Genomic DNA, 25,585 nt, shown 5'->3' with positions numbered 1-25,585 from the left:
TGCAAGGATCGAAGGCCACGTGACGGTGAAGGAGACTGACGAGGATGCCGAAGAAGCGCAAGAAGGACCGCAAGGCGCCCCAGAAACGGGCCTCGGTGCGGACCGCTCCAGCCCAGCCCGCACGTTTGGAGCTGGTGGATTGGGACGACGCCCCGCAGAGGGACATCGACCTGCTCGATGACCTCGGCGAACGGTTTCCCGCTCCCGTAGACGCGGTGAAGGCCGTGCAGGCCGGCGAGCGCGTGGAGTGGACGGGCAGCGTCGACGGGTCGACGATGCGCCACCGTGTCCTCCTGGCTGACGATGGCACCGCAGTCGTCGAACAGGCCGTCGTCGTCGGCGGCCCTCTTGAGGGAATTCTGCTGTGCGCCTGGCACCAGGCCGGTGAGCAGGGCCGGGACCGGATGGTAACCGGAGTGCTCGCCGCCCTGCACGACCTTCACAGTGCGCTCCGGCCAGTCCTGGAGGCCGAGATCCGCAAGGTCCGCCCCGACTACACCGCCTCTGTTCCGCAGGCCTTCCACGAGGAGCCGGAATTGCACGGGCCCGGCATGCCGGTGTTCGGATGGCGTCTCCTCCACACGGTCGGCCCGGACACCACCTGGGAGGACACCGTCGACACCGCCACCTGGAACACCTCCCAGGCCATGTCCGGCGTGCTCGACTACTACGACCACGTCCCCGAGCTCCAGCGGGCCGAACTCGCCCGCCTACTGCGCCAACACGACGTCCCAGCGGTGCTCTGCGCGCAGTGCGGCAGCCCCATCACCGACCGCCACCCGCGGTGGACCGGTACCTGGATCACGCCTGACATAGATGCCGGCCCCTTTTGCGGAGACCCCTACGCCGCTCCTGTCGCTCCGCAGCCCGTGCTCGGGACTCTCACCGACCAGGAGTTCGGCACCCCGCATCGCCCCGGGATGACGCCGCAGCAGCGTGCGGTGGCGACACAGAAGTGGGAGCCGGCGGAGTGCGACCAGCCATGCCCATGCGGCACACCGGACTGCGGTCACGGCGAGCCGTGCCAGGCTGAGAACTGCGAGGGCCACGACCGGCACACCATGCGTAATCCGACGACGGATTCTGACGTGACGGCCTGGCAGGACTCGTTCGACTGCTGCGAGAGCTGCAGCGGCTCCTTCAAGAACATCTCGCTGCCGGAGCAGCCGTGGGGAACCGTGGGCCGCGACGGCACCGTGACGGTGTTCGACGGCGTCAGCCACTACGAGCTCGGTGTGTAGTCCGATCTGATCACCTCCGGGGACCACGCCCTCGCTGGGCAGGACGGCGTAGGTTGCGCCCCCGGACATCGCCGTGGAGGGCGTGAGGCCGACCTGAAGGGGTGAGGAACGGGCTCATGGCAGCAGGGCCCGGCGGAATCCGCCGGGCCCTGCCCTCTTGCCGTACGCCCTTCGGCCCGCGAGAGTCGTCATCGTCGGGCGGAAGGAAGTCCAGTGGCTGACCTGTCGGCCGTGCCACCTTGCGGAGGTGCCCCGCTGCAACGGGGCCTCCTGCGTTCTGCGGTGCGTGTCCGGACCGTTGGACCTGCGCCTCTCTAGTGCGCGTACGTACGCGCACGTGGGAACGAGTTCAAGAATGAGGGGGATAATTAACCTCCACAAGGACTGTAGGCAGAAAGTTCCGCGTGTCCGATCCACACGCTTCCTGACCTGCACTTATGAGGCAGATTCGCGGGTTGTTAAATGCGGCGGTGAGCCAATCTTTGAACAATTCCGTTCCGGTCGTTAAATAACAGGTCGGCGCTTTATTTACGGCTTGCCTCCAATGGGAACTGAATCGGCATTCTCGCGCGTAAGCGTGGGTAACGTGGGTTTCGCTGGCGCCTGTGGCTGCAACCACCGGCGTGAAGTCCCGTGCCCTGCAAGGCACTTGAGCACCAAGTTCCGGACCGCTTGCTGACCATCCGCCTCCTGTTGGGAGTCAACTTCCTTGTCGTACCTGCTTCCTGAGCCCGTTCCTGCTGAGCAGAACGGGCCGTGCGCGAACACCCCGGCGAGCGCTGCCAAGGCCTCGCCGCTGGCTTCCTTACTCCTGCTGGTCATACTCCTGGCCGCGCTGTTCGTCCTGCTCGCCCGCGGGATGAAGCTCGAGGAAGCCCTCGCCATCCTGGGGGCCGGCGGCCTGCTGGCCGCCGAACTGCGCCAGCGTCTGCTCTGACCGATCCGCCGGGGCCCGTCTCACCGACGGGCCCCGGCCCGTTCCGGGCTCGAAAAGGAGATGGACGCCGTGGCCCGTCCCATGAAGAAACTGCCCTCCAGCAATGACCCGCTGGTGGCCTTCGCCCGCGACCTCCAGGCGCTGCGCAAGCAGGCCGGCAACCCGCCGCTGTCGCTGATGGCCGAACACAGCGGGCTGTCGACCGCGACGCTGTCGAACGCCCACGCGGGCAAGAAGCTGCCCACCTGGGCGACCGTCAACGGCTACGTCCTGGCCTGCGGCGGCGACCCCGAGAGCTGGAGCGCGCGCTGGGAGAGTCTGCGCCTGGCCGCCGCCGGATTCTCCGGTGATCTGTGCCGCGAGGCACTGAGCCGCTGGGAGCGCACCGGCCACCTCACCCCACCGCACGCCGTCGACGAAGCCGAGCTGCGCGAGCTCCTGAAGACCCTGCTGGACTTCAACGGGCTCAGCCACCGCACCCTCGCCCAACAGGCGCCCGGCTACTCCCATGTCACGTACGGGGCCGTCCTGCGCGGCGCGCGCCCGCTGAAGGCGAAGATCCTCTACCAGATCCTCATCGGCTGCGGCGTCTACTCCCTGCGCAGTCAGGAGGCGTGGTTCCACCTCCTGAGCAGCTTCTCCCGGAGGGAAGGCGTGGAAGGCGGCAAGCTGCTGGCCCGGGTGGACCGGCCCCTGCGGTATGCCGGCGACATCGACCTGAAGATGCTCAAGTCCATCCTCGAACGTCTCGAGCGCAGCCGCGGGCTGTTCGCCGCCGACATCGTGTCGTACGACAGCATCAACGCCCTGCGCACCGCGTACGAGGACATGCTGGCGCTGCTGCTGTCCTCGCTGCAGCGCTCCCACGTTCAGCTGCCGCCCAAGCTCGGATCCGCCTTCAACCGGGTCGTCGGCGAGCTGCGCAACAACTCGTTCCCGAACCCGGCCGCCATCGACGCCCTCGTCCCGCTCGCCATGCCGTTCCATCCCCGCCTGCGCACCCGGGTCATCATGGCGCTGAAGAACGCGGGCGAACTCCTGCGCCGGGCAGAGGCCGGCGAACTGAACATCCGGGGGGTGGCAGAGCTCCGGCTTCCGCTACCGCCGCCCCTGCACGCCCAGCGCGCCGCGCCAACCGCCTCGTAGGCCCGTGCCGGGCGGCCTGGCGTGTCCTTCCGCCGTCGGGGACCGCCCTGCGGGAAACGGCCCCTCCTTCTTTCGTCAGCGCCCGGCGTGCAGGTGCGCCTGCCGGGCGCTGACCAGGCCGCGCCATCGGCTGCGGGTGTGGTGTTCGCCGTCGAGCCACCGGGCTCCGGAAGCCTGATCGAGGGGCAGGTCGGCCATGAAGTGGGCGATGTCGACGAAGTAGGCGTGATCTTCGTCGGATGTCTGTTCTCGTAGCCGGGTGAGGGCAGCGTCCAGTGCGGCGTGGTCGTCGAGGACGGCCTGGTGGAAGGCGCCGGCCAGCTCAATCGCGGGTGCCAGCGAGGCAAGGCCCGCGATATCGAGTTCGGTGCGCAGCCTGGCGATCTGGTCGTTGACGCCGTCGCTGCCGGCATCACGGATGAGTTCGGCCCGGCGGACGTTGATGGTGGTGGCGCGCAGGTTGAGGCCGGCCAGGAGCTGGTAGGCGAGGTCGATTTCCGCGGTGGCCTGGTCGGGGTCGTAGAGAGCGATGGCGAATGCGCGCAGAGCCTGGTTGTGGGCGGCCTCTCCGGCCTTGCCGTGCTGTTCGGCTTCGGTGCGTCCGGCGAGGTAGGCCGCGGCGGCGCGCTCGGGTTGCCCTTGGAGCCAATGCAGATCACCCAACACGCGTTGGTGGCGGCCTTCCCAGCCGAGATTCTGGGCTTCGGCGAGGGCGGTGGGGAAGTCGCCGGCCAGGCGTGCGGCGTGGGCCAGGCCACGGCGGGCGGCCGGGGCGAGGCGGCCGCCCTGGTCGGCAACCTGCTGGTAGTCGCGGCGGGATTGGGCGGCTTGGCCGGTGTCGCGCAGGGACTTGGCCCGGTAATAGAGCGCCATCTCCTGCAGGTCGGCGGGCAGCAGTTCGGCCTCGAGGAGGGCGGTGAGTCGGCTGACAGTGCGAGCGCGGTGCTCGTGCTGGCGGCGGGTGAGGGTGCTCAGGAGTTCCACCAGCGCGTCGGCTGGCGTGTCCAGTCCCGTGCTGTCGGTGTCGGGTGGGGCGAGGGGTTCCCACACGGAGTCGCTGACGTAGGTCCAGGCGGCGGGCGTGAGCCAGCCGAGGTCCAGTCGGTGGTCCCGGGCAAGGCGCAGGCCCTGGCGCAGCAAGGCGATCAACAGGAGCCGGTCCGGGCCGGGCGCGGCCTGGTGCTGCTCGCCCAGGGCGGTGAAGGCCCGCTGGGCGGCCTGCTGCCAGTCGGTCTCGGTCCAGCGGTCGTCGGTGGTGTCTTCGGCGTTGCGTACGGCGGAGCGGATCAGGCCGTGGAGGTGGAAGGGCCACAGGCTGAAGGGAGCTTCGCGGACGAAGGGCCGCTCGGTCAGCCGCTGGGCGGGGCCTTCGTGGGCGAGGCCGGCGGCCCGGGTGGCGAGGGGGACGTCGAATGCGTCCAGCAGGCTCACCGAGCGCAGGACGTGCCGTTCGTCGGCGGTGAGGTCGGACAGGGTGCGGGAGACCAGAGCGGGGAAGTCGTGGTCGAAGTCGGCTGGCTGCGGGGTGCGGCCGCTGCGGCGCAGCTCCATGAACCGGGCGACGGACAGATCGAGGTACAGGGGCAGGCCGTGCGAGCGGGCGGTGATGACCTGCCGGATGGGCTCGCCGATCAAGGGCTGGTCGTCGCGGGTGAGGCGTCGGGCGAGGTAGTCGTCGCAGTCCTCGGGGGAGAAGTCGCCGATCAGCACCTGCTGTGCCGCGCCGGCGCGGGTGGGGGTGCGGGCTGCGGGCACGGCGGAGTGGGCGAGGCCGGGCCAGGCTGCGGGGCCGGTGTAGTCGAGCTGTCCCTGCAGGGCCGGGTCGGCCCACTGCAGGCGGGAGCGTCCGGTGATCACCCAGAACGCGTTCGGCATCAGCCACACGGTCCGCTGGATCAGCCGCTCGAGGTCGCGGCGGGTGCGGTCGCCGATGTCCTCGAACGTGTCGAGCAGGACGACCGGCACGACCTTCTTGCCGTCGGGGAGGCGGGCGAGCTCCCACGCCAGCAGGTGCGGGTAGAAGGACAGGGCGTCCAGGTCGGGTTCGGCCTCCAGAAGGTCCGCCAGCCGGGCGCAGCCCGCGAGCGCGCGTACGGTCTGGCGGCGTTCGCGCAGCGCGCCGATGAGGGCGCCGGTGACCTGGCCGACGACCGATCCGATGGTGCCGGGCAGCATGAGCGCCTGGGCGACGTCGGCGAGCGCGGACTGCATCTGCTGCGGCAGAGCCTGCCCGAACCGTGAGCCGAGGCCGGCGCGGCGCAGGTATTCCTCCAGCGGCTCGCCTGGGTGGTTGGCCTCCCAGTAGCGGCGCAGTGCCAGGTCGAAGGCGGGCAGCGGGCGCCCGATCTTGGTGAGGGCGGCCCGGATGGTCAGCACGATCTGCTCGAAGTCGGTGCCGGCGGAGCGGGCGAGGTCGATGCGTACGGGCAGGATCCGGTCGGCCGGCCAGCCCGGCGCGCCCCACTGGGTGGGGCGGCGTCCGGCGTCGGCGAGCGCCGCTTCCAGCGTCCTGGACAGGGTCGTTTTGCCGATGCCGCCGACGCCGTGGAAGACGAGCACGTGGCCTCGGGGCGCCTCGAGGTCCTCGGGGTCGAAACCGGGGGAACCGACGTGCTGGAGGTGCTGGGTGAGCGCGGCCGCGACCGTCTCCCACTGCGTCTGCCGGTTCGTGAACGTCTCCGCGGCCTGCACGCTGCGGTCGTTCGTGCTGAACAGTGCCCTGAGATCCCGGCCGCCTGTCACATCCACCCCCGAAAAATGATCACTCGCAGGTCAACCTATGCCCGCCCTGCGGGATTTGGGGAGCCCGCCCCGCTGCTACGGCCCGGCAGGGCGACGGATTCAGGCCTGCCCGCACCTCGGATCGCCGTGGCGGCGCCGAACTTCGGGCAGGCGGGCCGGGAGGACAATGACCCATCCGATCAAGATCAGAACCATGAGGGGGTTGCCATGCCCGGTACACCAGACGGACCCGACTTCTCCGGCCTGGGCGGGGGAGAGGACCAACATGCGGCCGACATCGTGCAGGAGGTAGTGCACTGGTACACCGAGCAGATCGCTGCCGAGCGGCGGGCCCCGCTGCCCGATGAGGAGCGCCTTGCGCAGCTGACGGCGGGCCGTACGGCCGCTTACCAGGACCTGCAGCGTCTGGAAGACGCCGACGCGCAGGAGGAGGACCGCCTTGCTGTGCTCTACGCGGCGCGGCTGAGGGAGCTGGAGTCGTAGACCGTTCGCGGCAGGGGCAGCAGCCGTATGTCCGGGCGGTGCGCGGCGATCCGCAGACGTTGGAACCCGGCGGGCATCAGGGGGCGGGCCAGGGCGGCGATGTCGTCTAGTTCGTCGCGGTGCTGGGGAAGGGCCTTGCGCAGTCCTTGGTAGAGCTGGATGAAGTGGGCGGCTTCCTGCTCGGTGTAGGGGCGCTGCCGTTCGGCGGCCAGCGCCCATGAGGCCCGGCCGGGTGCGGCGGGCTGCTCTTGGCGCAGCAGGGCGTGGCCGTCGCGGCGGATCACCGTCACCGCGGTGATGGCCGGGTGGGTTTCGGCGGCCGCCGTGAGGTCGGCGACGGCCTGGTAGCAGCGGTCGTGCCCGGCGCGGGTGGTGAACCGTCCGGTGATTCCTGCTTGCAGGGCCCGGGCGTAGCGCAGGGCGGTGGCCAGGCGGCTGTCCGCTTCCCGCACGGCCAGCACCACCAACTCCACCGGGTAGCCGGCCCGGGAGCAGGCGAGGGCGCTGTCGAGGACATCGTCCGCGCTGCCGGGGGCGGACTCGATGAGCAGGTCGCCGCGCCGCGTGCGCACGTACTCTTCCGCCTGAGCGAACCACGCTTTGTAGTCGGTGCGGATGGACGCGCCGGCGCCGCGGGGATCCTGACGGAGCATCTGGCGGTAGTCCGGATGTGCGGCCTTGAAGTCGTCGCCGACCAGCTTGGTCGTGCCGGGCCGCATCGCGCGCCGGACCATCCTGGCGGCCAGCAGCTTGCCCGCCCCGGGCTGGCCGATCACGTACACGGCGCGCGGATCGTCCCGCGGCGTGACGTTCGCCAGAACTGTCGGCGTGATCAGTTCGTCGAAAATCCAGCGGTGTTCGTCGGCGGACAGCCGGTGGTAGGCGACCCCGGGCGGCACCGGGGTGGGCTGTGCGGTGCGGCGGACCGGCTCGGACCAGGCGGCCGCGCGTTCGCTGTCGCGCTGTACCGCCAGGCGCCTGTTCTCTTCGGTCAGCTCGGTGTGCACACGCCGGTCGGCGCGGGCCAGTTCACGGCGGAAGACGGCAGTCTCGGGCGCTGTCCAGGGCCGCGCCCGTTCCACCCGCACCGCCCGGTCCGCTGCGGGGCGGCGACGCCAGTCGCCGTCGGGCGTGAGCTCGTTGGTGTACAGCAGAGTGCCGTCGCGCCGTACGACGGTGATGCGGTCGGCGAGCTGTTCGGCCTCGATGACGGCCAGGGTGTTCAGCAGGTTCTTCGCGCAGCTGTCGTGGTTCTCCCAGGACACGTACCGGCCGCCACCGGTGGCGGCCTCGGTGAGAAAGCGGTCCACGATGCCCAGCTGGCTCAAGGCCTCCGAGGTGGCCACGGCGACGACCTCGATCCGGTGGCTGGCCGCGCGGTAGGCGATGGAGGAGTCGCGGAAGTCGTCCGGGTCGGCGAGCGCCGACTCCACTACGGCGTCGAAGCCCATCTCGCGAACGTGGGCTTCGACGGCGGCCTGCCACCGCGCGGTGTCGGGGCGCACCAGGGCTCCGGCCGTACGGACGTCGGCCGCCAGGGCGAGGGCGTAGTGACGGTGGACCGGCTTGTACAGGTCCCGGCCGACCCGCACCGCGCCACCACGCCGGTCCAGCACCGCCTGGACGAGGTCGGCGATCCACGTCTTACCGGCGCCTGGCTGCCCGGCGACGACGACCACGACCGGCCGGAGCTGGGCGACGGCATCCTGAGTCGCAGCCGGGAGGATCACGCGGTGCAGCACGTCGAAGCTCTCCTGCTCGGAGAGCACCACCGCGCCCCCATCTCGTCCTGGCACCACGCCTCCTGTCTCCCGCCCCGCGCTGCGCGATCAACCTAACATCATGAGTGATCTATGCGCGAATCAATGAGCGATCCAATGCGCGATTGGGGTAGGGTGTCTAGTGGAGGTGAGCTCTGTGCCCACTGAGAACGAGCTGCTCAGCAACGTGGACGCGTTGCTGGAACAGGTCGCCCAAGACGACCTGCCGTCGCCTGCCGAGCGCAGGCGTCTACGCGAGGCTGCCGGGCTGAGCCAGGCCCAGGTTGCGAAGGCTCTCGACACGCGCCGTGAGGCGGTCGGGAACTGGGAGGCCGGCCGTACCGAGCCGCGGCCGCCGCAGCGCGCCGCCTACGCGAAGCTCCTGGAGAAGCTGGCCGAACGCTTCCCCGCACCCAAGAGCGAGGCGCCCGGCGAACCTGCCGTGCCGGAGACGTTCGCTGCCGAACCCGTCCCCGCGGCACCGGCCCCGGCTCCGTCGGCGCCGGCCCCCGCGAAGCCGCCCGCCCGACCGGCGGCGAGCACCACCAGGCCGACGTCGACGTCGCGGCGCCCGGGCGCGAAGAAGGCGGCGGCGAAGAAGACCACCACGGCGGCCGCCGTGGACCCGCGCTTCGAGAACGGCCCGCTCGCCGTGGTCGACTGCGAGGACGGGCAGGTGTCGGCGTACTGCGTCGGCGGCCTGGTCCTGGACGTGCCCGCCAAGTCGCTGCCCGCGCTGGTCGACTGGACGATCACCGAAGCTCGCCTCGGTCAGGCGCGGCTGCACCGCAACGGCCGTGACGCCGACCCCGTCCTGGTGCTCACCCCGTCCGCGCTGGAGCGCTACGGCCTGCCCGCCGCCCTGTCGGATGAGGAGCGGCGCGCGGGCCGGCTCCCGGACAGCCACAAGGTGCTCAAGCAGATCAAGAAGGCTGAACTGCAGCTCACCCAGCGCGGGTTCGGGCCGTGGGCGCGTGTCTACCGCGATCCCGAGGGCTCCAAGCGGCGCTGCGTGCAGCTGTGTATCCCGTCCTGGAACGCGCTGGACGCGCGGGAGTGGGACGACAAGAACGACCCGAAGATCCCGACCATGCACCCCGCGGACCTCGCCCGGTACCTGGGCATGTACGCGCAGCTGGTGACGACGCCGCGCGGCACCGTGTCGACCACCGGCCTCGAGCTGATGACCGCCCTGCGCCCGCCGACGCGTGCGGAGAAGGACGAGGCCACCGGCGCGTTCAAGCCCGCGAAGAACGCGGACGCGCTGACGGCGGTGTACGAGCACGTGGAGTGTGAGGTCCCGGACGAGCACCCGCTCCTCAAGGGCAAGTACGAGCGCCACCACCTGCGCACCCCGGACCAGATGCTGATGGAGGAGCCGTACGACTGGTGCCGGGATCTGACCGATGACGAGTGCATGAAGCCGTACCTGGTGGTGATCGACGTGAACCTCGCGTTCGCGGCGGCCGTCAACGGCCTCACCGTCGGCCTGGGCGGCCCCACCCGCCTCGATCGTCCGGTGTTCGACCCGAAGCTGCCCGGCTCGTGGCTGGTCGACCTGAGCCACGTCGACCTGTCCCGCGTGCAGATCAACGGCCGTACGGTCGACGGCGACCGGCTGCCCAGCCCGTTCACGCCGACGGGCGAGCGGCCGACCGGCCCGGCCTGGTACGCGACGCCGACCGTGGCGTACGCGGTGGAGCTCGGCTTCGAGGTCGCGCCGATCGAGGCGCACGTGCGCATGGAGAACGGCCGCTACCTGGACCCCTGGTACAACCGGCTGCGCGACGCGTACGTGACGGTGATGGAGGAACTGGGCGTCACCACCGCGATGGGCGGCCAGGAGTTCCTGGACGCGATGGCCCGCTCCAAGCAGGTGGACCCGACGCTGGCACTGCTGGTGAAGGCGATCAAGGCGACCGCGAAGGGCGGCATCGGCAAGCTGCGGCAGCGCAACCGGGGCCAGGTGCCGTACTACGAGCCGTGGCCGGCACTGAAGCGGGAGACGTGGCGCCCCGACATCCGGGCCGCCGCCCTCGCCAACTTCCGGGTCGGCATCCACCGCAAGCTGATGAAGACCGCCGCCGCGGCCGACCTCTACCCGGTCGCCATCGGCACCGACGCCATCGTCTACCCCTCCACCGGCCCCAGCCCCCTGGACGTCCTGCCGTACACGGACGAGGGCAAGCCCGCACCCGGCACGTTCCGGCTCGGGATCTCGCCGGGCATGGTCAAGCACCAGGGCACCCAGACCGTGCTCTGGGCAGAGCAGCAGTTCGAGGAACACGGCGGCGTGTTCAACCTGTCCAACCTCATCAAGAACGACCCGACCGCCGGAGAAGGGGAGTAGCCGACCATGGCCGACTCGCTCGGGGACAGCCTGGACCAGGCGCTGGAAGGGGCGTTCACCCGCCGCATCCCGCAGAGCGCCCAGGCGCAGATGAAGTACCTGGTCAAGCAGCTCAAGGGCACCAAGGCAGCCGCGCAGGCGCTCGGGGTGTCGCAGCGCACCGTGGAGCGCTACGTCGCGGGCAAGTTCAAGCGGCCCCGCCGCGACCTGCGCGACCGCATAGAGCGTGAGGTCAAGAAGCGGTGGCAGCCGCAGATCCGGGCGAAGGCCAAGAAGCGGGCCGCGTCCACCGGCGGCCTGGTCGTCTCCACCCGGGCCCGCTTCGGCTTCACGGCAGCGCCGGGCACGACCGACGACGCCCGGATCCGGGACATCACCCAGGCCCTGCCGCCGCGCTGGGCGGACCGCCTCTTCGAGGCCCGCGACGGTGGCGCCAACGAGCAGCAGCTCCAGCGCATCGCAGCCGAGGGCCTGGCGGAGATGTACTTCCGGAACAACAACACCCGCGCCCACGGTCTGGGCGTGGAGTTCACCGACGTGGAGCACATCCAGATCGAGCTGTAGTTGAGCCCGCCAATACGCCTCGTCCCCGGCATTGAAGCTGCCGGGGACGAGACGTTTCACATTCCTGCGAGGACCAGACCGCGAGGCTTCGAGGCGACCTCAAGCCCGGCGCCCTGCCGTAACCCTCTGTAATCCATTTCATTACATCCCATCGCGATGCAATGAAATGGAATGCAATGGATTACGTTGGAGCGCATTGGAGCCTGCGTTTCCCGCAGGAGGGAAGACCGTTCCTGTGTTTCTCGCAGGAGGGAAGACCGACGAATGCCGCTTCACTGCTTTATGGTGACCGGGATCACATTAACGCCTGTGAGCTGCGGTTTTTTCGGTATGGATGTGTCGCTGGTGCGCGAGAAGGTAGGCAGAGTGTAGGCAGAGTGTTGTCTTGTGCGGGCATTCCCGCATGAGCAACTACACCGATCAGCGTCTCGCCTATAGACTCCGCAGAAAGCGAAAGGAGCCCTGCGCCCCAACGGGTTTCTCAGGCCTCTGAGTTGGGAGGGCTCCTCTCGCGGTGTCCCTAAACGCACGCTGACGCAAGGAACCGCATGCCCGAGCCTAGCGCGAATTTAGATCCGAAGCACCCACGCCGTGTGGACAGATGGCTCTCGTCCATCAGGACTCACCTGCGGAAATGGAGTGGGAGCCGTGGACACGGTGTCCACCACCACTTCCTCCAGGGCGTCGCCTACAAGCTGGGCAGCGGCGCCGTGACGCTGCTGATCCTGTGGTGGGAGACGCGCCGCTGACCGCACTGCGGTCCTGACCGCCGGATGCCCGTGAGGCCCCGCACCGCGCTGCTGCGCCGGTTTGGGGCCTCACACGCGTATCCGCGGGGGGTCGGATGTTCATGCACGCGTCTGTGTGCCCAACGCGGCTTGCGCGGGCACGGTTACGGTGGCCGGCCGCGCGGCGAGCGCCTGGTCGACGAAGTCCCGTACGAGGGCCAGGGTGTCGGGCACCGTGACGTCCTTCGGCCACGTCGTGCTGTGCTGCCAGCATTCCAGCTCGAAGTGGTGTGCCCCGTGGGCGAGTTCCACGTGCCGGGCCCACGGCTGGCGTCGGCACGGGCGGCTGCGGTGGCGGTGGCGCTCGGTCGCCTCCAGATGCTTCTGGACGAGGCCGACGTGGTACCGGCCGGGCAGGATCCGCCCTTCGAGGCAGCCTTGACACTCCAGGAGGTGCAGGGCGGCCCCTTCCTTCTCCTCGAGGAAGTGGCGCGGGTCGCTCTTGCCCTCGAAGGTGTTGCAGCTGCCGCACAAAGGCCCGCGCAGATAGCCGTGGTCGTGGCAGTGATCCCACGCGGCCGCCCGGCGTTCGGCGCACAGCCTGCACAGGTAGTCGTCGGCACGGATGCCGCGCATGCGGCGCGAGTCGTACATGACGCCGCGCAGGTGGCCGGTGTACCGCTGGAAGGTGGCACCCGAGCACGGCGGGCACAGGGTGACGTAGCCGAGCGGAGTCTGCGTGCGCCAGCCGCCCCAGCGCGGGCCCTGCTCGCTGCATCGGGAGCAGGTCCGGGCCCGGCCGACCAGGTCCTCGTCCACCTGCTCCCAACGGTCCAGGAGCTCGGAGTAGGCCCTCGGCAGAAACAGGCTGCCGCCGGAGCAGGTCATCAGATCCAGCGGCCGGGTGTTGGCGATGTTCTCCCGGAGCCGGATCCCGCTGCGCGCCGCGACGAACTCGTCCCACGTCAGCGTTCCGGGCAGCCCGTTGGGCCCGAGGCGCTTCCAGTTGTCGTTCCACTCTTCATACGGCCGCCCCTCCTGATCCTTGCGGCGGGCCTCCCAGAACAGCCACGACGCGATCCGGGACCGCCAGGAGGCCGGGCCGCGATACCCCAAGCCATGGTCGTCGCCGTCATCGGCGTCGAAGAAGGTGGGCAGTGGCACCTCCACGACGTCGCCGACGTCCAGGCGGAAGTCCGCGAAGGTGTGGGCCGCGCGGCGGATCTCGCGTTCGTCGTACGTCCACTTCGACCTGTGCTTGAAGCAGCGCACCGCGATGTCGCCGAAGACGACGTGGCCGTGACGGCGCACATGAACCATGTGCAGGAGGTCGTCCGGGTCCAGCGGAACAGGGGAGCCGGCGGAGATGTCCGCGAAGAAGGCGCGGGCGAGCTTGGGGCTGATCTGGGCCATGGCCGGATGGTGACAGCGGGCTCTGACAACGCCCGCCCTACATCCGCGCACGTGAGCGGTTTCCCGTAGATTCGTTCGAGGGCGGTCCGGGGCGGACCCGGACCAACTCGCTGACGTCGGGCCGGTGGTCGAAGCAGCGCGAGACCGGATCCACCCGAGACTCTTCTTACCTATCCGCATGGTCAGCGGGCTCGGGTGACCTCGATGGGTGCGTTGGGGCAGGTGTCGAGGATCTCGGAGATAGCCGTCTGCTCAGCGGGGTCGACAGCGAGGGTCCACCTGGTCTTGATGGCGACCCAGTCGGTTGCGTAGGTGCAGCGGTAGCCGGAGGCCGGGGGCTGCCAGGTGGTGGGGTCCTGATCGGCCTTGGACCGGTTGCTGGCCGCAGACACCGCGATCAGGGCGCGGGCGTCGTCGAGGTCGTTGGCGTACGCCTGGCGTTCGGCGGCGGTCCAGGCGGAGGCGCCGGAGTCCCATGCTTCGGCAAGCGGGACCAGGTGGTCGATGTCGAGGGCGCGGGCCTGGGTGAAGTAGGTGTCGTCGTACGGCGAATACCACGAGCCGCCAACCAGTGCGCAGTTCGCGCCCTGTTCGGGGGCAGTGACTGCTTCCTCGATCAGTACCTCCGAGCGTGTGTTGCAGCCGTCGCGGTCGGTGTCGACCCAGTGGCGGAACTTGGTGCGCTCGTAGCCAGTGCGGTCCTCGTCCTGGACGGCGAGTGCGGCGAGCGCGTCGCGTACGGGCAGAGCGATCGTGTCGCCGGGAGCAGCGTGCGCGGCGCTCGGGGTGAGCAGGACGGTGAGCGTGGAGACGACGGCGGCTGCGGCGCCGACGATGCGGGGGAGACGCACGAGCGGGGTTCCTCTCGAAGATCACCAACAGATCCGGGATCTTCGTACCGGGCGCGGTCTCCTCCAGCAGGGGCTTTGGCCGTTGACTCACCCGCCCAGGCGGTAAGTCACATCATCGGCCGGCCCTTTCAAGCGAGGGCTCGCGGACACCGGGATGCCAGCGGCGGCGCACCTCACTCGAACGGGTGACGGCGGATCGGTTGTGCGCACAGACGGCTGTCTGTGGCGGCTTGCGCTTCACGAGATGTCCACGCAGTAGCGAGCACAGTGTGAGCTATGCCACGAGTCCGACGATTCTTGAAATGAGAACTTTCGCGGCTGCCTGCGTTGCCGCAGCTCAAGTCGCATTTTCGAACGTGTAAGCCAGCGTAGTAATCACGTTCCGTTTATGGAGAAGATCGCAGAGTCACAATTTCCGAGGGTCGCATGAGTTTCAGGGGCCCAAAAACGACAGGGTGGTGCGTGAGAGCCCCGCCCAAGGAGGCGCTCACGCAGGCCAGTTGGCCCGCGTCCGAACCCGCCGGCCTCAACGGAGAGGCCCGGTGCTCACCGCCTGGAGGACTGCATGGGCAACGGCGACGTCAGCACTGACGTATCGCCCCAGGACGGCGGCCACGGCCGACCCGTCCAGGCCCCGCCCCCCGATCTGCCCCTCGACTTCGAGGGCTTCTACCTGGGGCACCAGGAGTTCTTCCACGACTTCGCGGAGATCCACCTCGGCAGTCGGCGCACCGCCGAACAGGTTGTCCACCAGGTGTTCCTGGAGATTCTCGGAGGCTGGGACGAGCTGCTGCAGCAGGGCGACCTCGAGCAGCAGACACTCGCCGTGCTGCACCGCGGCGTCACCCGCCACCTCGAAGAGGACGGACGCCCGCCGGCCTTCCTCATCAACGGTCCGATAGCCAAGAACCTCGAGGCGGTCCGCAGCCAGCTGGAGCTCAACAGCAGTGCCGGCGGCCTGTACGAGGCGATCCTGGAGCTGCCCACCCGCCAGTTCACCGTGATCGTCCTGCGCCACCTGCTCGGCTACCCGACCAAGCGGATCGCCCGCTACATGGGCCTGGACACCCGCACCGTCGACTACCACGGCCGCAAGGGCAAGGAACGCCTGCGTATTCGGCTCGGCCTGCCCGCGGCGCCCAGCAAGAACAAGAAGGGGGCAGGACAGTGACCGCCATCGATGAGCTCCTGGCCGACGCCCGCATCCCCACCGGGCCGCGGGACGGCTTCGACGTCGGCGCCGCCCTGCGCCGCCTCGCCGCCGACGCGGCCGCGGCCACCGCTAAGCCGCACCCGGACACCGTCCGCGCCGCCCAGGCCGGCCAACGGCTGTCCGTGGTGTGCCGCTGGATCCTCAACCGGCCCGACGCCGCTGACCACGTCGACCGCCTCGCCCAGGAACCCGAGACGCTCACGGACGACCGCCACCTGGACGTGGACGGCGCCCTCGTCTTCGCGTGCCTGCTCCACCTGACCGACCACCGCGAGAGCGCCCAGTTCTGGTGGCAGCTCGCCGCGGGAGCCGGCCACCGGGCCGCCGCCTACTGCCTGCACCTGCACCACCTCGCCCTCGGTGAGACGCGGGAGGCACGGCACTGGCTGCACGAGGTCACCGACGACGTCCTCGACTCCGAGGCCCCCGACAGCACCTTCCTCGCCACCCTCGAGGCCGTCGCGACGTACGTACGCAGGACCGGCTCCAGCCGCACCAACGCCCCCACCGGGGGGCTGGAGATGGAAGTCGACCGCCTGGCCACCAACAAGTCGGGCTCGTGCATCATCGTCCGGCGCCCCGACCGGCGCCTCGCCGACCAGCTGCACGACTTCACCCGACGCTGAACTCAGCGGGCACGGCCACGGCTTGGTCCACTCCCAGAAGCTGAACGGTTTGCGTATCCAGGCGAGGAGTCGTACCTTCTGCGGCCTCAGCGATCCAGAGCGCGTATGGCGGATCTCACAGCCTCACGCTCGCAGCCTTCTGACCAGCGTTTTTCTGGTCGCTGAGGTTCAGTGAGTCAACCAGAGTCAACCAGTGACAACCAGAGTCAACGAGCCCACGTGCCAGGTGACTTCGTTGACCTGAGTGTCAGTGCCGCATCACTAGACTGCTGTTCCACGCAAAAGGAGCCCTGCATCCCAACAGGTTTCCTAGGCCTCTGAGTTGGGAGGGCTCCTTGCGCGGTGTTCCAGCACGCCCGAAAACGAGAGGAACTCCGTATGGACGAGAGTAACGCGAAACGCCAGCCCAAGCACCCGTCCCGCTGGGACAGGCGATGTATCGAAACCGTCCGCCACCTGGGGAAATGGGCGATCCAGCAGGGACGGAATGTCCCAGGTGAGTTCCTGCAGGGCGCGGCGTACAAGCTCGGCAGCGGCGCCGTGACCCTGATCATCCTGTGGTGGGAGACCCGGCACTGAAACTCTGGCGGGCCTGCCCTGGGGCAGGCCTGCCTCGTCCTCCACAACCCGCCCTTCGCCAACGGCAAGTCGGCTGCTGATCTCTTTACCGGAGGCGTGCCGTGCCCCCGTTCTCGGCTTCGCGAACCTGGCACACGCCTCCGAGAACCACGTGCTGTGAGCAGCCGTGCCAGTGGGCCCACTCGGGGGACGCTCAGTTGTCTGGATCGAAGCCCCGGTCGAATCCGCTCAGCAACGGCTCCAACTCCTGAGCGGCGCCGCACAGCGAGCACAGCCTCACGCCCGCCTTCTCGGCAGCGTCCAGGGCGCGTTCCAGCTCGAGCACCGGCGCGCCTTCTGGTGCCTCGTCACAGTCCGGGGCGTGCAGGACGCCGCGGTCGGGCCCGGGGGCGTCCAGCTTCTGCAGTACCCAGCCCGTCGGCCGGCGCGGCCCGAGGACCTCCCGCACTGACCGCGACGGCGGCGACTTCAGGTACGCCGTGGGAACGTCGTCGTACGCGGCTCCCGCAACGCGCTTGACGTGGGCGGGAGCCTGCACCCACACCGTGTACCAGGCGGCCTCTACGGTCCGCTCAGCGGTGTTCTGCCAGGCCGGGACCGAGACTCGGAACAGCCAGCCGTCGGGCGTCTGCTGGCGCTCGTGGAGGCGTCCTGTGACCTCCTGGCCGTCCGGGAGGACCACCGTGATGGGCGGCGGCTCGGACGGCGTGTCCGCCACGGCTACGCCTCCTGCTCCTGGCGGTCCGCGGCCGCCTCGAGGGCGTGCCTGAGCTTGCTGCGGGCGTCGGGACGCTCGGGGCCGGACACGTCGTTCCAGAAGGCGTGCGTCAGGATCACGGCGGTGAGGTCGCGTTCCCGCTCGCGCAGCGCGGCAACCTCCAGCTGCTCCTGCTCCGACCAGCCTGGCGAGTCCGGATACGCGCGGGACGTGGCGAGCCAGTAGCCCTCGGGACGCTGCCAGGCCTGCATCGGCTCCACCGAGTACGGCAGCCGCTCGTACAAGGCCGCGAGGTCGGCCCGCACCTGGTTGAGGTCCCGCTGCGCGGTGAGGAGATCGTCGGGATAGTCGTACGTTGCCACGGCCCAACAGTAGTTCGATCCGGCGGCCGCGCCGCCGACCGACGGCTCAGGCCTGGTCGGGCGGCGGCGTCTCCTGCCAGTACCAGCCGTGTGCGGCCATGCACTCCTTCGTGAACTCCATCAGCAGGTGCGCGCCCTCCTGGACGCGGCTCACGTCATGACCGCCGTCGTTCGCGAACCACTGGACGAGAAGGCCGGCCGCCGGGCGGTCGACGTCGCCGGTGTCGCAGACCGGGCACAGCTCCAGATGGATAGGACGCCCGTGTTCGTCGTCCTGGGGCGCCACACCGCTCATGATGAGATCGCCCCGGCAGCGTGAACACTGCGGCAGTCGGTCGGACAACCTGAGCAGTTCCATGGCCAGCCCCCTTGCTCTGGACGTGGCCCTCCACCCAAACCCCGCTGACCTGAGGCGTCAACCCCTCCGACGTGTAGCGAGAGTTCGTTCAGCCGCTGGCCTCTGTCCACAGGCGCCCGGCCCGACGCTGCTCGGTATGGATGATCAGCAGCGCGCAAGGGCGTCGGCCCTGCTCCGGCACAAGCTCTTCGACGGCCTCGGACGCGCCGAACGGGCCCTGTTCACCCGTCCGGCACCGAAATCCGCGCAAGCTCAGATGAAATTCCTCCTCACGCGCGCGAAGGGCTCCACGAAGGCCGTAGCCGAGCGCCTGGGCGTCTCCCGCCGCACGGTGGAGCGCTACCGCTCGGGTGCGGCCAAGAAGCCGCAGAAGCGCCTTCAGGAGGCTCTGGTGCAGGAGACCGAGTCACAGTGGCAACCGCAGGTCAGGGCACAGGCGAGGCAGCGCGCGGGCAGTTCTGGCGGGTTCGTCATCTCCTGCCGCGCCTACTTCGGATTCGGCCCCGAGGGAACCTCGGATGAGGGCCGGGTGCGGGACCTCATGGTGGCTGTCTCGTCCTCCCACGCCCGCGCCATCCTGGCGGCACAGGAGTCCGGAGCGACGGACAAGGATCTGCATGCACTGGTTGCGGAGGCCATAGCGGACGCCTATTTCCGTCAAGGAGGTGGCGGGCGCGCGGGCGTGGAGGTGCAATTCGCGGACGTGGAGTGGCTCGATATCAAGTTTTAGGCACGCCGAATTCAGGGCTGCTATAAACCTGTCTACGGCTGCCGCGCCCACCGCGCGGCAGCCGGATTTCCCGTCACCGTTTCCGCAACGATTGGGAGGCTCGTGTGAGCACCCCTGTTCCCCGATCCACCCGGCGTCCCCGCGTACCCGCGCCCGGCGCGGCCGCGCCCCGCCAGCTGGTCGACCGGGCGAAGGTCGGCCGCAGCTGGGTCCGCCGGCGCGCCACCGGCATGACCGCCGCGGAGGCCGCGGCCGCGCTCGAGGACGCCCGGCTGCAGCAGCACATCGACCGCGACCGCGAGGACCTGGCCGACGACGCACGCGGCCCGGCCGAAGTCGCGGAGTGGGAACGCATCGCGCAGCTGCTCGCCACCACCGGCGTGACGTACGACCCGAAGGCCGACGCCGTCGTCCAGGACGAGCTCGCCGCCGAAGCCGCAGCAACGGCCGAAGCCGAGGAAGAACTACGGGATCTGGAGATGGAGCAGCAGCGGCAGGAGTGGCTGCACTCCAACGGGCTGCCCGAGCGCGCCCACATGCTGATGGCCCTGGAGAAAGCCGGCCTGCTCGGCAGGACCAAGGGGCGCTACGGCGCCGAAGGCCCGCTCGTACTGCACGAGCCCGAGGACCGCCACGCCCTCGACTACCTGAACGAGTACGGCGAGTTCTACGACATGTTCCGCATCCTGGAGGGCCACAGCATGGCTCCTCCGAGCGACCTGGACGCCGTCCCCGCCTCGGTGCGGGCGCACAGCGCGCTGCTGCGGGCCATGGCGCGGACCGGAACGCTGGAGGACTTCGACGCGGGTCACGCGGTGCGCTTGGCGCAGGCCGACCCGGACGCCGTGCTCGCGCTCGCCGCCTGGATCGAGGCCCGCGGCCGGAGCAGCCGGTGAGCGCCGCCGACCACGTGATCGCCACGTGGGTGACGTCGACCGGCTGCGGCACCCGGTACGAAGACCTGACGGCCGACGGCGAGGTCCACGTCGACTACCGGCCCCCGCTGGGCGAGCCCTGGTTCGAGGGCGAGGACGACCCCGACTACAACCCGATCTGCTGGTGCCCGCGCGTCCCGAAGCAGTTCTGCATGGAGTGCGCCGGCTGCGCCGCCTGCGGGCAGTGCCGCGGTCCGCACATCTGGCCCCCGGCGCAGCCCTGATCACGGAGGGCAACCCTCACAGGCCCACAGACAACCTGTGCCATGACTGGGAGCCTGAGAGCCCGAACGCCCTATTCACCCTGTTCACCTGTGAGGTCGAACCCTCGTTTTCCCAGGTGGACAGGTTCATGTGAGGTGACCTGTAGCCCTGTGACATGACAGCGCCCGGCACCCGTCACGCTCACCGAACGTGATGGGATTTGCTGTCACGCACCTCCAACGCCGCTGTCACGCTCCCCGGTTGGAGCGTGACAGCGCCCGCGAGAATGCCCGCTAATGTCCGATTTTCGGGGCGTGGATCGGGCCTGCACCCCCCTCCAGGGCGGATCCGCGTGACAACGTGACAGCGGACAGGGCGCCCCCGCCGGACCACCCGCGAGTCACGGTCCGTATTCGCGCCCGAAGGCCTCGCTCACCCCCGCCCGCCGCGTCCCTGACCTGCGCATTCAAGCCAGGAGGGCCCGCTTTGCCGCCAACCGAGGTCAACCCCGGAGCGGTCGTGGTCCCTTCGCGCTACACAAGAACACCGGAGTGAACGCGCGGTGCTCGCAGGGCAGTTGTGGACTTACGGGAGGTCCGGGCACGTGATCGTGACCATCAACGTGGCGGTGCTGCTCGCCATCATCATCGTGGTGCGGCTGCGCCGCCGTACGCACGCCCGGAGCCGGTTCGACGAGAAGATGACCGTGGTCATCTGCCTCACGTTCGGGGTGCTGATCGCGCCGACCGCGTTCGGGAAGTCGATCCTGGACGTCGTCACCCAGCTCGTGGAAGGCCTCTCGCAGTCCGGCCAATGACCCCGGCCTGACCCGCCCGACGGGACCCAGCAGCGCCGTACGAACCTGGGTCCCTTGTCCTGGGTCCTGGGTCCTGGGTCCAGCCGGGGCCGCGGATCTGTGTCATCGGCGCCGGACTGTGTCATCAACCCCCTGCTTTCCCAGGTGGTCGTGACCATCTGTGTCACTGTTCAGCTGTGTCATCTGTGTCATCGGGCGGGTTTCGTCCGTACCGCAGACCAGTGCCGCGCCCCGGCGATACCGTGAGAACACACGCCAGATGACGCCCCGGGAGCCCTCGATGAGCCAGGAGCCGGCCGCCACGCCCGACCGCCAGCCGATCGACGAAGCCGCCGCCGAATCGGTCCGCAAGTACGCGGCCGACCAGCGCGCCAAGGTCGACGTCCTCGCTTCCGTGCTCGAGGACATCGCTGAGAACGGCTACCCCTCGCCCGAGGCGGGCGTGCCGTGGGAGGTCGCCCGCGACGCCCACCTCGCCCACCTCGCCGACGGGCAGGCCCGTGTCGCCTGAGCACGGCGCGCGGCGCTCCCGGGTCATCCTGGTGGAGCCCGCGCTCACCCAGCTGGCCAAGCTCACCGCCAACGAGACGCACCGCCTGGACCGCGCGATCGTCGCGATCAGCGTCAACCCCGCGCTCGGCACCGAGGTGCCCGGCACCCTGCTGCGCGACTACGTCGACGAGATCGACGGCGTGCGGGTGATCTACTACGTGACGGCCCTGGGGTCGATCACGATCGTCGCGTACGTTGAGGCGTAGGGCCTCCCGAGCACCCCGCAGCAGCGCCCCGGACACCACCCTCGTCCGGGGCGCTGCTGCGTGTGCTGCACGTGCAGCGCCGGCTGCAGTAGGAGCCGTTGCTCGGTGCTGTCCGGCTGCTGCTCGTGGGGCGCTGGGGCACTGCTCGCGACGCCGGAGTGCGTTGACACTCCGGCCCACGGGCCAGACGGCACAAGGGCGCTGCACGGGCAGCAGGCCCGTTGCTGCACGCAGCAGCGCCGTGCAGCAACCAAACGACTGTTTGCTGCACGGCGCCGCTGCTCGGGGTCACTCCGTCTCGCCGGTGGCCCACCGCTCCATCGGGGTCGGGGCCTTCTTCACCAGGGTGTCGCGGCGGGACTGCGCGGTGGCCCGGGTGACGCCCATGGAGCTCGCCAGCGCGCCGTACGAGCCGCCCTGTGCGGCGTGCTGGCGTACGGCGGCGTCTCGGATGCCCTCCAGCCGGTTCATCAGCCCGTTGGACATCAGGATGGTGTTCGCGAGGTCGTCGGTGCTCGCCCCGCCGGCGCGCAGCTGCGCGAGGCCGTGCAGTACGGAGCCGAGCCGCATGGCGAGCTGCCCGACGTCGTCGCCCAGGGCCTGGGCGACGGCGGTGGAGAGCGGGATCGTGAGGTCGGGGACGGGGTTGGGGTGTTCGGGCTCGGTGGTCATCGGTGGCCTTCCCGTGGGGCGGTGGCGGGTGCTGGCGGGGTCTAGAGCCATTCGAAGGCGCGGCGGACGTCGCCCGCGGCCCCGGCGAGGTTGTCGGCGTGCAGCCGCACGTCGAAGTCGTACGGGTCGTCGGTGGCCTCCATGACGCGCTCGGAGGCGGCGTCGAAGACGCTGGCGAACGCCTCGTGGACCCCGGCGGCCTTGAGGGCCTGGACGATGTCGTCGTGGTCGGCGCCGCCGCGCCGGACGGCGTCGGCGAGCAGACCCAGCGCGGCGGCCGCGGCCGGGGCGAGCACGGCCAGGTCCTCGCCGCCGGTGGAGGTGCCGGCGCTCCGTTCGGCCGACGTCTCGACACTGCTGATCCGGGCGAGGGCCTTCGACTGCTTCTCCATGGGGACTCCGATCGGGTGCGTGGATGCGAGGGGGAGGCTGTGGTGAGTGGGGCCGCCGGAGAGCGATGACATTCCGAGTCGACGGCCCCGACGGCACGAGGGTGCAGCGCGGTCAGGCGGTCCGGGCGAGGTAGCCGGCGGCGGTGTCGACGAAGGTGTCGTGGGCGACCTTCGCGGCCTCGCGGGCGGCGGTCAGCTCCTGGGCGGTGGCGTACGCGTCGCGCATCGCGTAGGTCAGCGTGACCATGTGGTCGGCGGCGGCGCGCACGGCCTGGTCCTCGATGAGGACGCGCAGCGCGACCAGCGGGCGGGTGACCGCGGACCGGGTCATGTGGCTCTCGCCGCGCAGCGCCTCGATCCGCTCGGTGCCGGCCTCCTTGAGGACGGCGTCGCCGCGCATCCACATCGCCCGGCGGTGGTCGCTGATCGCGCAGGCCAGCGCGGTCACGGCCTCCAGCCGGTCGCGGCGGATCGCCTCACCGTGGCTGGCGCGGACGCCGCGTTCGGCGGCGCGCTCCTGGAAGCGGCCGGAGACGATCGCACCCAGCAAGGTGGCGACGATGGCGAGGGCGGCGGTGACGAGGGTGACTAACACGGCGGGTCCTCCCGTAGCTGTATGAACTTCAATACACTGTATGAACTTCAATACACTGTATGGAGCTTCATACACTCAGGGAAGGGGGCCACTCATGATTCTTTTCGCCCCGCTCCCGACCTGGGCGTTTCCCGCCTGCGGGAACCGTGCGTACGGATCTGACACTCGCTGCCCGCACACGAAAGCGGCGCCGCGCCCCTCTCGGAGGGGTGCGGCGCCGCTGATGTCGTGCCACCCGGCCGGGCGGGCGGCCGGGTCAGCCGACGGCGTGCAGCGAGCCGCGCCTCTTGGCGGCCGCGGCCTTCTTGGCGGCGGCGACGTTCGCTCGCTTCTTGCGCTGCTCGGCAAGCTGGTCCTGGTAGGCGGCGACGGCCTTGTGGTAGCTCGCCACGTAGGTCTTGCTGTCCAGTCGGTCCGCCTTGGGCATCGCCTTGACGGCGTCCAGGGCGTCCTCGGGGGAGTTGTAGCCGGCCAGCATCGGGTTGATCTGGTAGACGCCGTTGCGGACCTTCTTGACGAGCCTGGCCAGCTCCAGCTCTCGCAGCGCGGCGTTCACGCTGGGGCGGCTGAGCCCGAGCAGTTCACCGAGGGTGGCCTGGTCCATCGCGATACGGCCCCCGGCCTCGCTGCGCGCCCGGAGCTTGAGCAGCGCGCGGTAGGCGGCGGGCGGCAGGTCCAGGTCTGCGAGAAGGCTGTCGGCGTTGGTCGCCGCCCACTTCAGGGTGCTCACTGGGCTGTTCCCTCCTCCTGGCGCTGCGCACGAGCCAGACGGCGTGCAGCGCGTTCTTCGGCCCGCTGCTTGCGCAGTTCCTCGATCGCCTCGCGCATGTGCTCCAGCGACGGGAACCGCACCAGCTGCGGCAGGCTCTCATCCTTGCGGATCTTCGCGATCGTCTTGTCCTGGTCGACCTGGACGTACTCGGCTTCGACCAGCTCCGTGCCCGGGATGAACTCAGCTACACGGTACGAGTAGGGCGGGTTGAACTGGTAGACGCCCCGGCGCACCTTGAAGACGATCCCGTGCGACATGATCTCCCCGAGGGCCTCGTTGATCTTCCCTCGGTGCACGTCCAGGACCGTCGACATCTCCTCCTGGGTCAGCCGGATCTGCCCGCCGGCCTTCTGGCACGCGATCATCAGCAGGATCAGCCGCAGCGGCAGGGCCTCGCGGAAGTACTGCGCGATCAGGAAGAAGAACTCCAGCGAGTCCATGGAGAACGCCTTGGGCCGCTCCGGAGTGTCGTAGAACTCCATCTGCTTGCGCTTGCTGCTCAGCGAGATGTGCCGGTCCGGGTAGCGGCCGGCGAGCGAATCCAGATCCTCAACCGGCCGGGTCGGCTTCGACCACGCCTGGATCTCATCGTCAAGGGGCGGCAGCTCCGGGCGGCGCGGCGCGCGCTTCGGTGCGGGACGGCGGCGCTGTGGCTCGGATGACACGAGGCTGCTCTCCACTTCGCTGATCTTGGACGCCAGAAGTATGTCAGCCACGCCGACAGATATGTCGGTCTGGCTGACGTTCCGGCGTGTTGTGTCCCCCCAGGGGGGACAGATCTCCCCCCTGCGAGCTCCGACAGACCGCCCAACGGAACGCCCCCGCGAATGTCGGCCTCGCTGACGTTTCACGCTCGGAACTGTCGGCCTCGCTGACATTCCGACGTCGATGTGACTCCTCAGGAGGTACATAGCGGCGGCGTTGTGTACCCGCTGAGGGGACAGATCGACAGAAACGCACGTCTCTGACCAGCGGGTTCTTGATTCTGGGAAGTATTAGGTGGTCGAGGTCCACCGGCACGCGCACGCCGGGCCCCCAGTGGCTGGGGCGGCTTCGCGTGCGCCTCCGTGCGCCAGTGCAGATCGTAGGCGGCACCAGCGGCTCTGAGTCTCGGGTGGTGCCGGCCATGACGGGACAAGCAGCAGCAAGGCGCGGCTTGGGCCGGAACTCGGTTCCGCCGCCCGGCCTTGGAGGCCGTTCGGCTCCGGTACCTCCGCACGCCGAATTTCGAATTCGCATATCCGAGGTACCATTCTGTGGCTAAGCTCAGTCCACCAAACTTGAATTCTCGACGCTGCGCCTGATTGGGTTGAGCATAAAACCGCATCGCGGAAATCAAAGCGACCCTTTTCCTCGGAGCGGTGTGGCCTACTGGTTCCAGAGTCTATCTAGCTCGCCAAAGTGAAGCACTCGAAACCCGAGAGGGGCACCCGAAGGGATCACCCCCTCGTTCGGTCGTGCGGCAATCAGGAGCCTCGCTGACCACCCGTCACCCGCCCATCCCTCACTACCAGCTGCTCATCCCGCAACGGCTCCCGCCTCCCCCTCTCACTGCTGCTGCTTTTCCTCACAGTTCCCCTACAGGCCGGTTGGGTTGGGGCTGGAGCGGAGCGGAGGCCCCGTTCCGGGCTCAGGCTGG

Annotated in this window: 28 protein-coding genes; 16 read left to right on the top strand and 12 right to left on the bottom strand. The window is 69.6% G+C overall.

Annotated elements, in window-relative coordinates; all coding sequences use genetic code 11:
- Positions 1–44: 44 nt before the first annotated feature.
- The 3 genes from IG99_RS44420 (at position 45) to IG99_RS44415 (ending at position 3,324) form a co-directional block, all read left to right on the top strand.
- Positions 45–1,241, top strand: coding sequence for a hypothetical protein (locus IG99_RS44420; protein WP_051866189.1), 1,197 nt, complete (start codon positions 45–47; stop codon positions 1,239–1,241).
- A gap of 709 nt (positions 1,242–1,950) precedes the next feature.
- On the top strand, positions 1,951–2,178 hold the full coding sequence (locus IG99_RS33435) for a hypothetical protein (RefSeq protein ID WP_037680684.1): 228 nt from the start codon (positions 1,951–1,953) through the stop codon (positions 2,176–2,178).
- A 69-nt stretch (positions 2,179–2,247) separates the two neighbouring features.
- The gene (locus tag IG99_RS44415) at positions 2,248–3,324 is read left to right on the top strand and encodes a hypothetical protein (protein WP_199815667.1); all 1,077 of its coding nucleotides are present in this window, start codon (positions 2,248–2,250) and stop codon (positions 3,322–3,324) included.
- Between the two features lie 75 nt (positions 3,325–3,399).
- Here IG99_RS44415 and IG99_RS33425 read toward each other — a convergent pair whose 3' ends face one another.
- Positions 3,400–6,066, bottom strand: a complete 2,667-nt coding sequence (locus IG99_RS33425; RefSeq protein WP_037680760.1) for an ATP/GTP-binding protein — start codon at positions 6,064–6,066, stop codon at positions 3,400–3,402.
- Positions 6,067–6,273: 207 nt separating this feature from the next.
- Here IG99_RS33425 and IG99_RS33420 point away from each other — a divergent pair, with 207 nt between their 5' ends.
- The gene (locus IG99_RS33420) at positions 6,274–6,549 is read left to right on the top strand and encodes a hypothetical protein (RefSeq protein ID WP_037680682.1); all 276 of its coding nucleotides are present in this window, start codon (positions 6,274–6,276) and stop codon (positions 6,547–6,549) included.
- Here the strand turns inward: IG99_RS33420 and IG99_RS33415 are convergent.
- Entirely contained in the window at positions 6,516–8,345 is a 1,830-nt protein-coding gene (locus IG99_RS33415) for a zeta toxin family protein (RefSeq protein ID WP_051866185.1), read from the bottom strand. The two genes, IG99_RS33420 and IG99_RS33415, sit on opposite strands and share 34 nt — an antisense overlap.
- 121 nt (positions 8,346–8,466) lie before the next feature.
- Between IG99_RS33415 and tap the strand changes: the two genes are divergently transcribed.
- From tap to IG99_RS49145, 3 genes are all read left to right on the top strand, one after another.
- Positions 8,467–10,659, top strand: coding sequence for a telomere-associated protein Tap (gene tap / locus IG99_RS33410; RefSeq protein ID WP_037680757.1), 2,193 nt, complete (start codon positions 8,467–8,469; stop codon positions 10,657–10,659).
- Between the two features lie 6 nt (positions 10,660–10,665).
- On the top strand, positions 10,666–11,223 hold the full coding sequence (gene tpg / locus IG99_RS33405; RefSeq protein WP_037680680.1) for a telomere-protecting terminal protein Tpg: 558 nt from the start codon (positions 10,666–10,668) through the stop codon (positions 11,221–11,223).
- A gap of 593 nt (positions 11,224–11,816) precedes the next feature.
- Positions 11,817–11,972, top strand: a complete 156-nt coding sequence (locus IG99_RS49145; protein ID WP_158973287.1) for a hypothetical protein — start codon at positions 11,817–11,819, stop codon at positions 11,970–11,972.
- Between the two features lie 99 nt (positions 11,973–12,071).
- Here IG99_RS49145 and IG99_RS33400 read toward each other — a convergent pair whose 3' ends face one another.
- Both IG99_RS33400 and IG99_RS33395 read right to left on the bottom strand, forming a co-directional pair.
- Positions 12,072–13,364 (bottom strand): endonuclease domain-containing protein, encoded by a 1,293-nt coding sequence (locus IG99_RS33400; RefSeq protein WP_037680678.1) that lies wholly within the window; start codon positions 13,362–13,364, stop codon positions 12,072–12,074.
- Between the two features lie 182 nt (positions 13,365–13,546).
- On the bottom strand, positions 13,547–14,215 hold the full coding sequence (locus IG99_RS33395; RefSeq protein ID WP_051866184.1) for an HNH endonuclease family protein: 669 nt from the start codon (positions 14,213–14,215) through the stop codon (positions 13,547–13,549).
- A gap of 565 nt (positions 14,216–14,780) precedes the next feature.
- Between IG99_RS33395 and IG99_RS33390 the strand changes: the two genes are divergently transcribed.
- The 3 genes from IG99_RS33390 (at position 14,781) to IG99_RS33380 (ending at position 16,633) form a co-directional block, all read left to right on the top strand.
- Positions 14,781–15,386, top strand: coding sequence for a sigma-70 family RNA polymerase sigma factor (locus IG99_RS33390; RefSeq protein WP_037680676.1), 606 nt, complete (start codon positions 14,781–14,783; stop codon positions 15,384–15,386).
- Entirely contained in the window at positions 15,383–16,054 is a 672-nt protein-coding gene (locus IG99_RS33385) for a hypothetical protein (protein WP_037680674.1), read from the top strand. The genes IG99_RS33390 and IG99_RS33385 overlap by 4 nt, the downstream gene beginning before the upstream one ends.
- 378 nt (positions 16,055–16,432) lie before the next feature.
- On the top strand, positions 16,433–16,633 hold the full coding sequence (locus IG99_RS33380; RefSeq protein ID WP_037680672.1) for a hypothetical protein: 201 nt from the start codon (positions 16,433–16,435) through the stop codon (positions 16,631–16,633).
- A gap of 193 nt (positions 16,634–16,826) precedes the next feature.
- Here the strand turns inward: IG99_RS33380 and IG99_RS33375 are convergent, their stop codons facing one another.
- From IG99_RS33375 to IG99_RS33365, 3 genes are read right to left on the bottom strand one after another with little or no spacing between them, the layout of a single operon-like run.
- On the bottom strand, positions 16,827–17,351 hold the full coding sequence (locus IG99_RS33375) for a DUF6233 domain-containing protein (protein ID WP_051866182.1): 525 nt from the start codon (positions 17,349–17,351) through the stop codon (positions 16,827–16,829).
- Between the two features lie 2 nt (positions 17,352–17,353).
- A complete protein-coding gene (locus IG99_RS33370) occupies positions 17,354–17,713 on the bottom strand; it encodes a hypothetical protein (RefSeq protein WP_037680670.1) in 360 nt (119 codons plus the stop codon).
- 46 nt (positions 17,714–17,759) lie between these two features.
- Positions 17,760–18,071: a DUF6300 family protein gene (locus IG99_RS33365; RefSeq protein WP_037680669.1), complete on the bottom strand. Its 312-nt coding sequence runs from the start codon at positions 18,069–18,071 to the stop codon at positions 17,760–17,762.
- Between the two features lie 136 nt (positions 18,072–18,207).
- On the opposite strand from IG99_RS33365, the gene tpg (IG99_RS33360) reads away from it, so the two are divergent.
- From tpg (IG99_RS33360) to IG99_RS33335, 6 genes are all read left to right on the top strand, one after another.
- Positions 18,208–18,801, top strand: a complete 594-nt coding sequence (gene tpg / locus IG99_RS33360; RefSeq protein WP_051866180.1) for a telomere-protecting terminal protein Tpg — start codon at positions 18,208–18,210, stop codon at positions 18,799–18,801.
- 104 nt (positions 18,802–18,905) lie between these two features.
- Positions 18,906–19,697 carry a hypothetical protein gene (locus IG99_RS33355; RefSeq protein WP_051866178.1) on the top strand — a complete coding sequence of 264 codons (792 nt, stop codon included), beginning with the start codon at positions 18,906–18,908 and terminating at the stop codon, positions 19,695–19,697.
- Positions 19,694–19,960 carry a hypothetical protein gene (locus IG99_RS33350; protein ID WP_037680666.1) on the top strand — a complete coding sequence of 89 codons (267 nt, stop codon included), beginning with the start codon at positions 19,694–19,696 and terminating at the stop codon, positions 19,958–19,960. Before IG99_RS33355 ends, IG99_RS33350 begins: the two co-directional genes overlap by 4 nt.
- A gap of 584 nt (positions 19,961–20,544) precedes the next feature.
- Positions 20,545–20,757: a hypothetical protein gene (locus tag IG99_RS33345; RefSeq protein ID WP_078948051.1), complete on the top strand. Its 213-nt coding sequence runs from the start codon at positions 20,545–20,547 to the stop codon at positions 20,755–20,757.
- Positions 20,758–21,037: 280 nt separating this feature from the next.
- Complete coding sequence (locus IG99_RS33340; RefSeq protein ID WP_037680664.1) at positions 21,038–21,268, top strand: hypothetical protein; 231 nt, start codon at positions 21,038–21,040, stop codon at positions 21,266–21,268.
- Positions 21,258–21,515, top strand: coding sequence for a hypothetical protein (locus IG99_RS33335; RefSeq protein WP_037680663.1), 258 nt, complete (start codon positions 21,258–21,260; stop codon positions 21,513–21,515). Before IG99_RS33340 ends, IG99_RS33335 begins: the two co-directional genes overlap by 11 nt.
- 288 nt (positions 21,516–21,803) lie before the next feature.
- On the opposite strand, the gene IG99_RS44410 is transcribed toward IG99_RS33335, so the two are convergent.
- The 5 genes from IG99_RS44410 to IG99_RS33310 form a co-directional block, all read right to left on the bottom strand.
- Complete coding sequence (locus IG99_RS44410; protein ID WP_051866176.1) at positions 21,804–22,187, bottom strand: hypothetical protein; 384 nt, start codon at positions 22,185–22,187, stop codon at positions 21,804–21,806.
- Positions 22,188–22,228: 41 nt separating this feature from the next.
- On the bottom strand, positions 22,229–22,579 hold the full coding sequence (locus tag IG99_RS33325) for a hypothetical protein (protein WP_037680662.1): 351 nt from the start codon (positions 22,577–22,579) through the stop codon (positions 22,229–22,231).
- Between the two features lie 112 nt (positions 22,580–22,691).
- Entirely contained in the window at positions 22,692–23,174 is a 483-nt protein-coding gene (locus IG99_RS33320; RefSeq protein WP_037680661.1) for a hypothetical protein, read from the bottom strand.
- 256 nt (positions 23,175–23,430) lie between these two features.
- Positions 23,431–23,904: a helix-turn-helix domain-containing protein gene (locus IG99_RS33315; protein WP_037680659.1), complete on the bottom strand. Its 474-nt coding sequence runs from the start codon at positions 23,902–23,904 to the stop codon at positions 23,431–23,433.
- On the bottom strand, positions 23,901–24,662 hold the full coding sequence (locus IG99_RS33310; protein ID WP_078948049.1) for a hypothetical protein: 762 nt from the start codon (positions 24,660–24,662) through the stop codon (positions 23,901–23,903). The genes IG99_RS33315 and IG99_RS33310 overlap by 4 nt, the downstream gene beginning before the upstream one ends.
- Positions 24,663–25,585 lie beyond the last annotated feature (923 nt).

Origin of the sequence: Streptomyces griseus subsp. griseus (genome assembly GCF_000720255.1) — a bacterium.
GTDB lineage: Bacteria > Actinomycetota > Actinomycetes > Streptomycetales > Streptomycetaceae > Streptomyces > Streptomyces griseus_I.
The sequence above is the reverse complement of the archived record's forward strand: the minus strand, read 5'-3'. Positions and strand labels throughout refer to the sequence as shown.

Bases quoted from the DNA above. Each gene is read 5' to 3' on its own strand.
- IG99_RS44420 (WP_051866189.1), top strand. From the start codon at position 45: ATGCCGAAGAAGCGCAAGAAGGACCGCAAGGCGCCCCAGAAACGGGCC.
- IG99_RS33420 (WP_037680682.1), top strand. From the start codon at position 6,274: ATGCCCGGTACACCAGACGGACCCGACTTCTCCGGCCTGGGCGGGGGA.
- tpg (WP_037680680.1), top strand. From the start codon at position 10,666: ATGGCCGACTCGCTCGGGGACAGCCTGGACCAGGCGCTGGAAGGGGCG.
- IG99_RS33400 (WP_037680678.1), bottom strand. From the start codon at position 13,364: ATGGCCCAGATCAGCCCCAAGCTCGCCCGCGCCTTCTTCGCGGACATC.
- IG99_RS33390 (WP_037680676.1), top strand. From the start codon at position 14,781: ATGGGCAACGGCGACGTCAGCACTGACGTATCGCCCCAGGACGGCGGC.
- IG99_RS33380 (WP_037680672.1), top strand. From the start codon at position 16,433: ATGGACGAGAGTAACGCGAAACGCCAGCCCAAGCACCCGTCCCGCTGG.
- IG99_RS33365 (WP_037680669.1), bottom strand. From the start codon at position 18,071: ATGGAACTGCTCAGGTTGTCCGACCGACTGCCGCAGTGTTCACGCTGC.
- tpg (WP_051866180.1), top strand. From the start codon at position 18,208: ATGGATGATCAGCAGCGCGCAAGGGCGTCGGCCCTGCTCCGGCACAAG.
- IG99_RS33340 (WP_037680664.1), top strand. From the start codon at position 21,038: ATGAGCCAGGAGCCGGCCGCCACGCCCGACCGCCAGCCGATCGACGAA.
- IG99_RS44410 (WP_051866176.1), bottom strand. From the start codon at position 22,187: ATGACCACCGAGCCCGAACACCCCAACCCCGTCCCCGACCTCACGATC.
- IG99_RS33325 (WP_037680662.1), bottom strand. From the start codon at position 22,579: ATGGAGAAGCAGTCGAAGGCCCTCGCCCGGATCAGCAGTGTCGAGACG.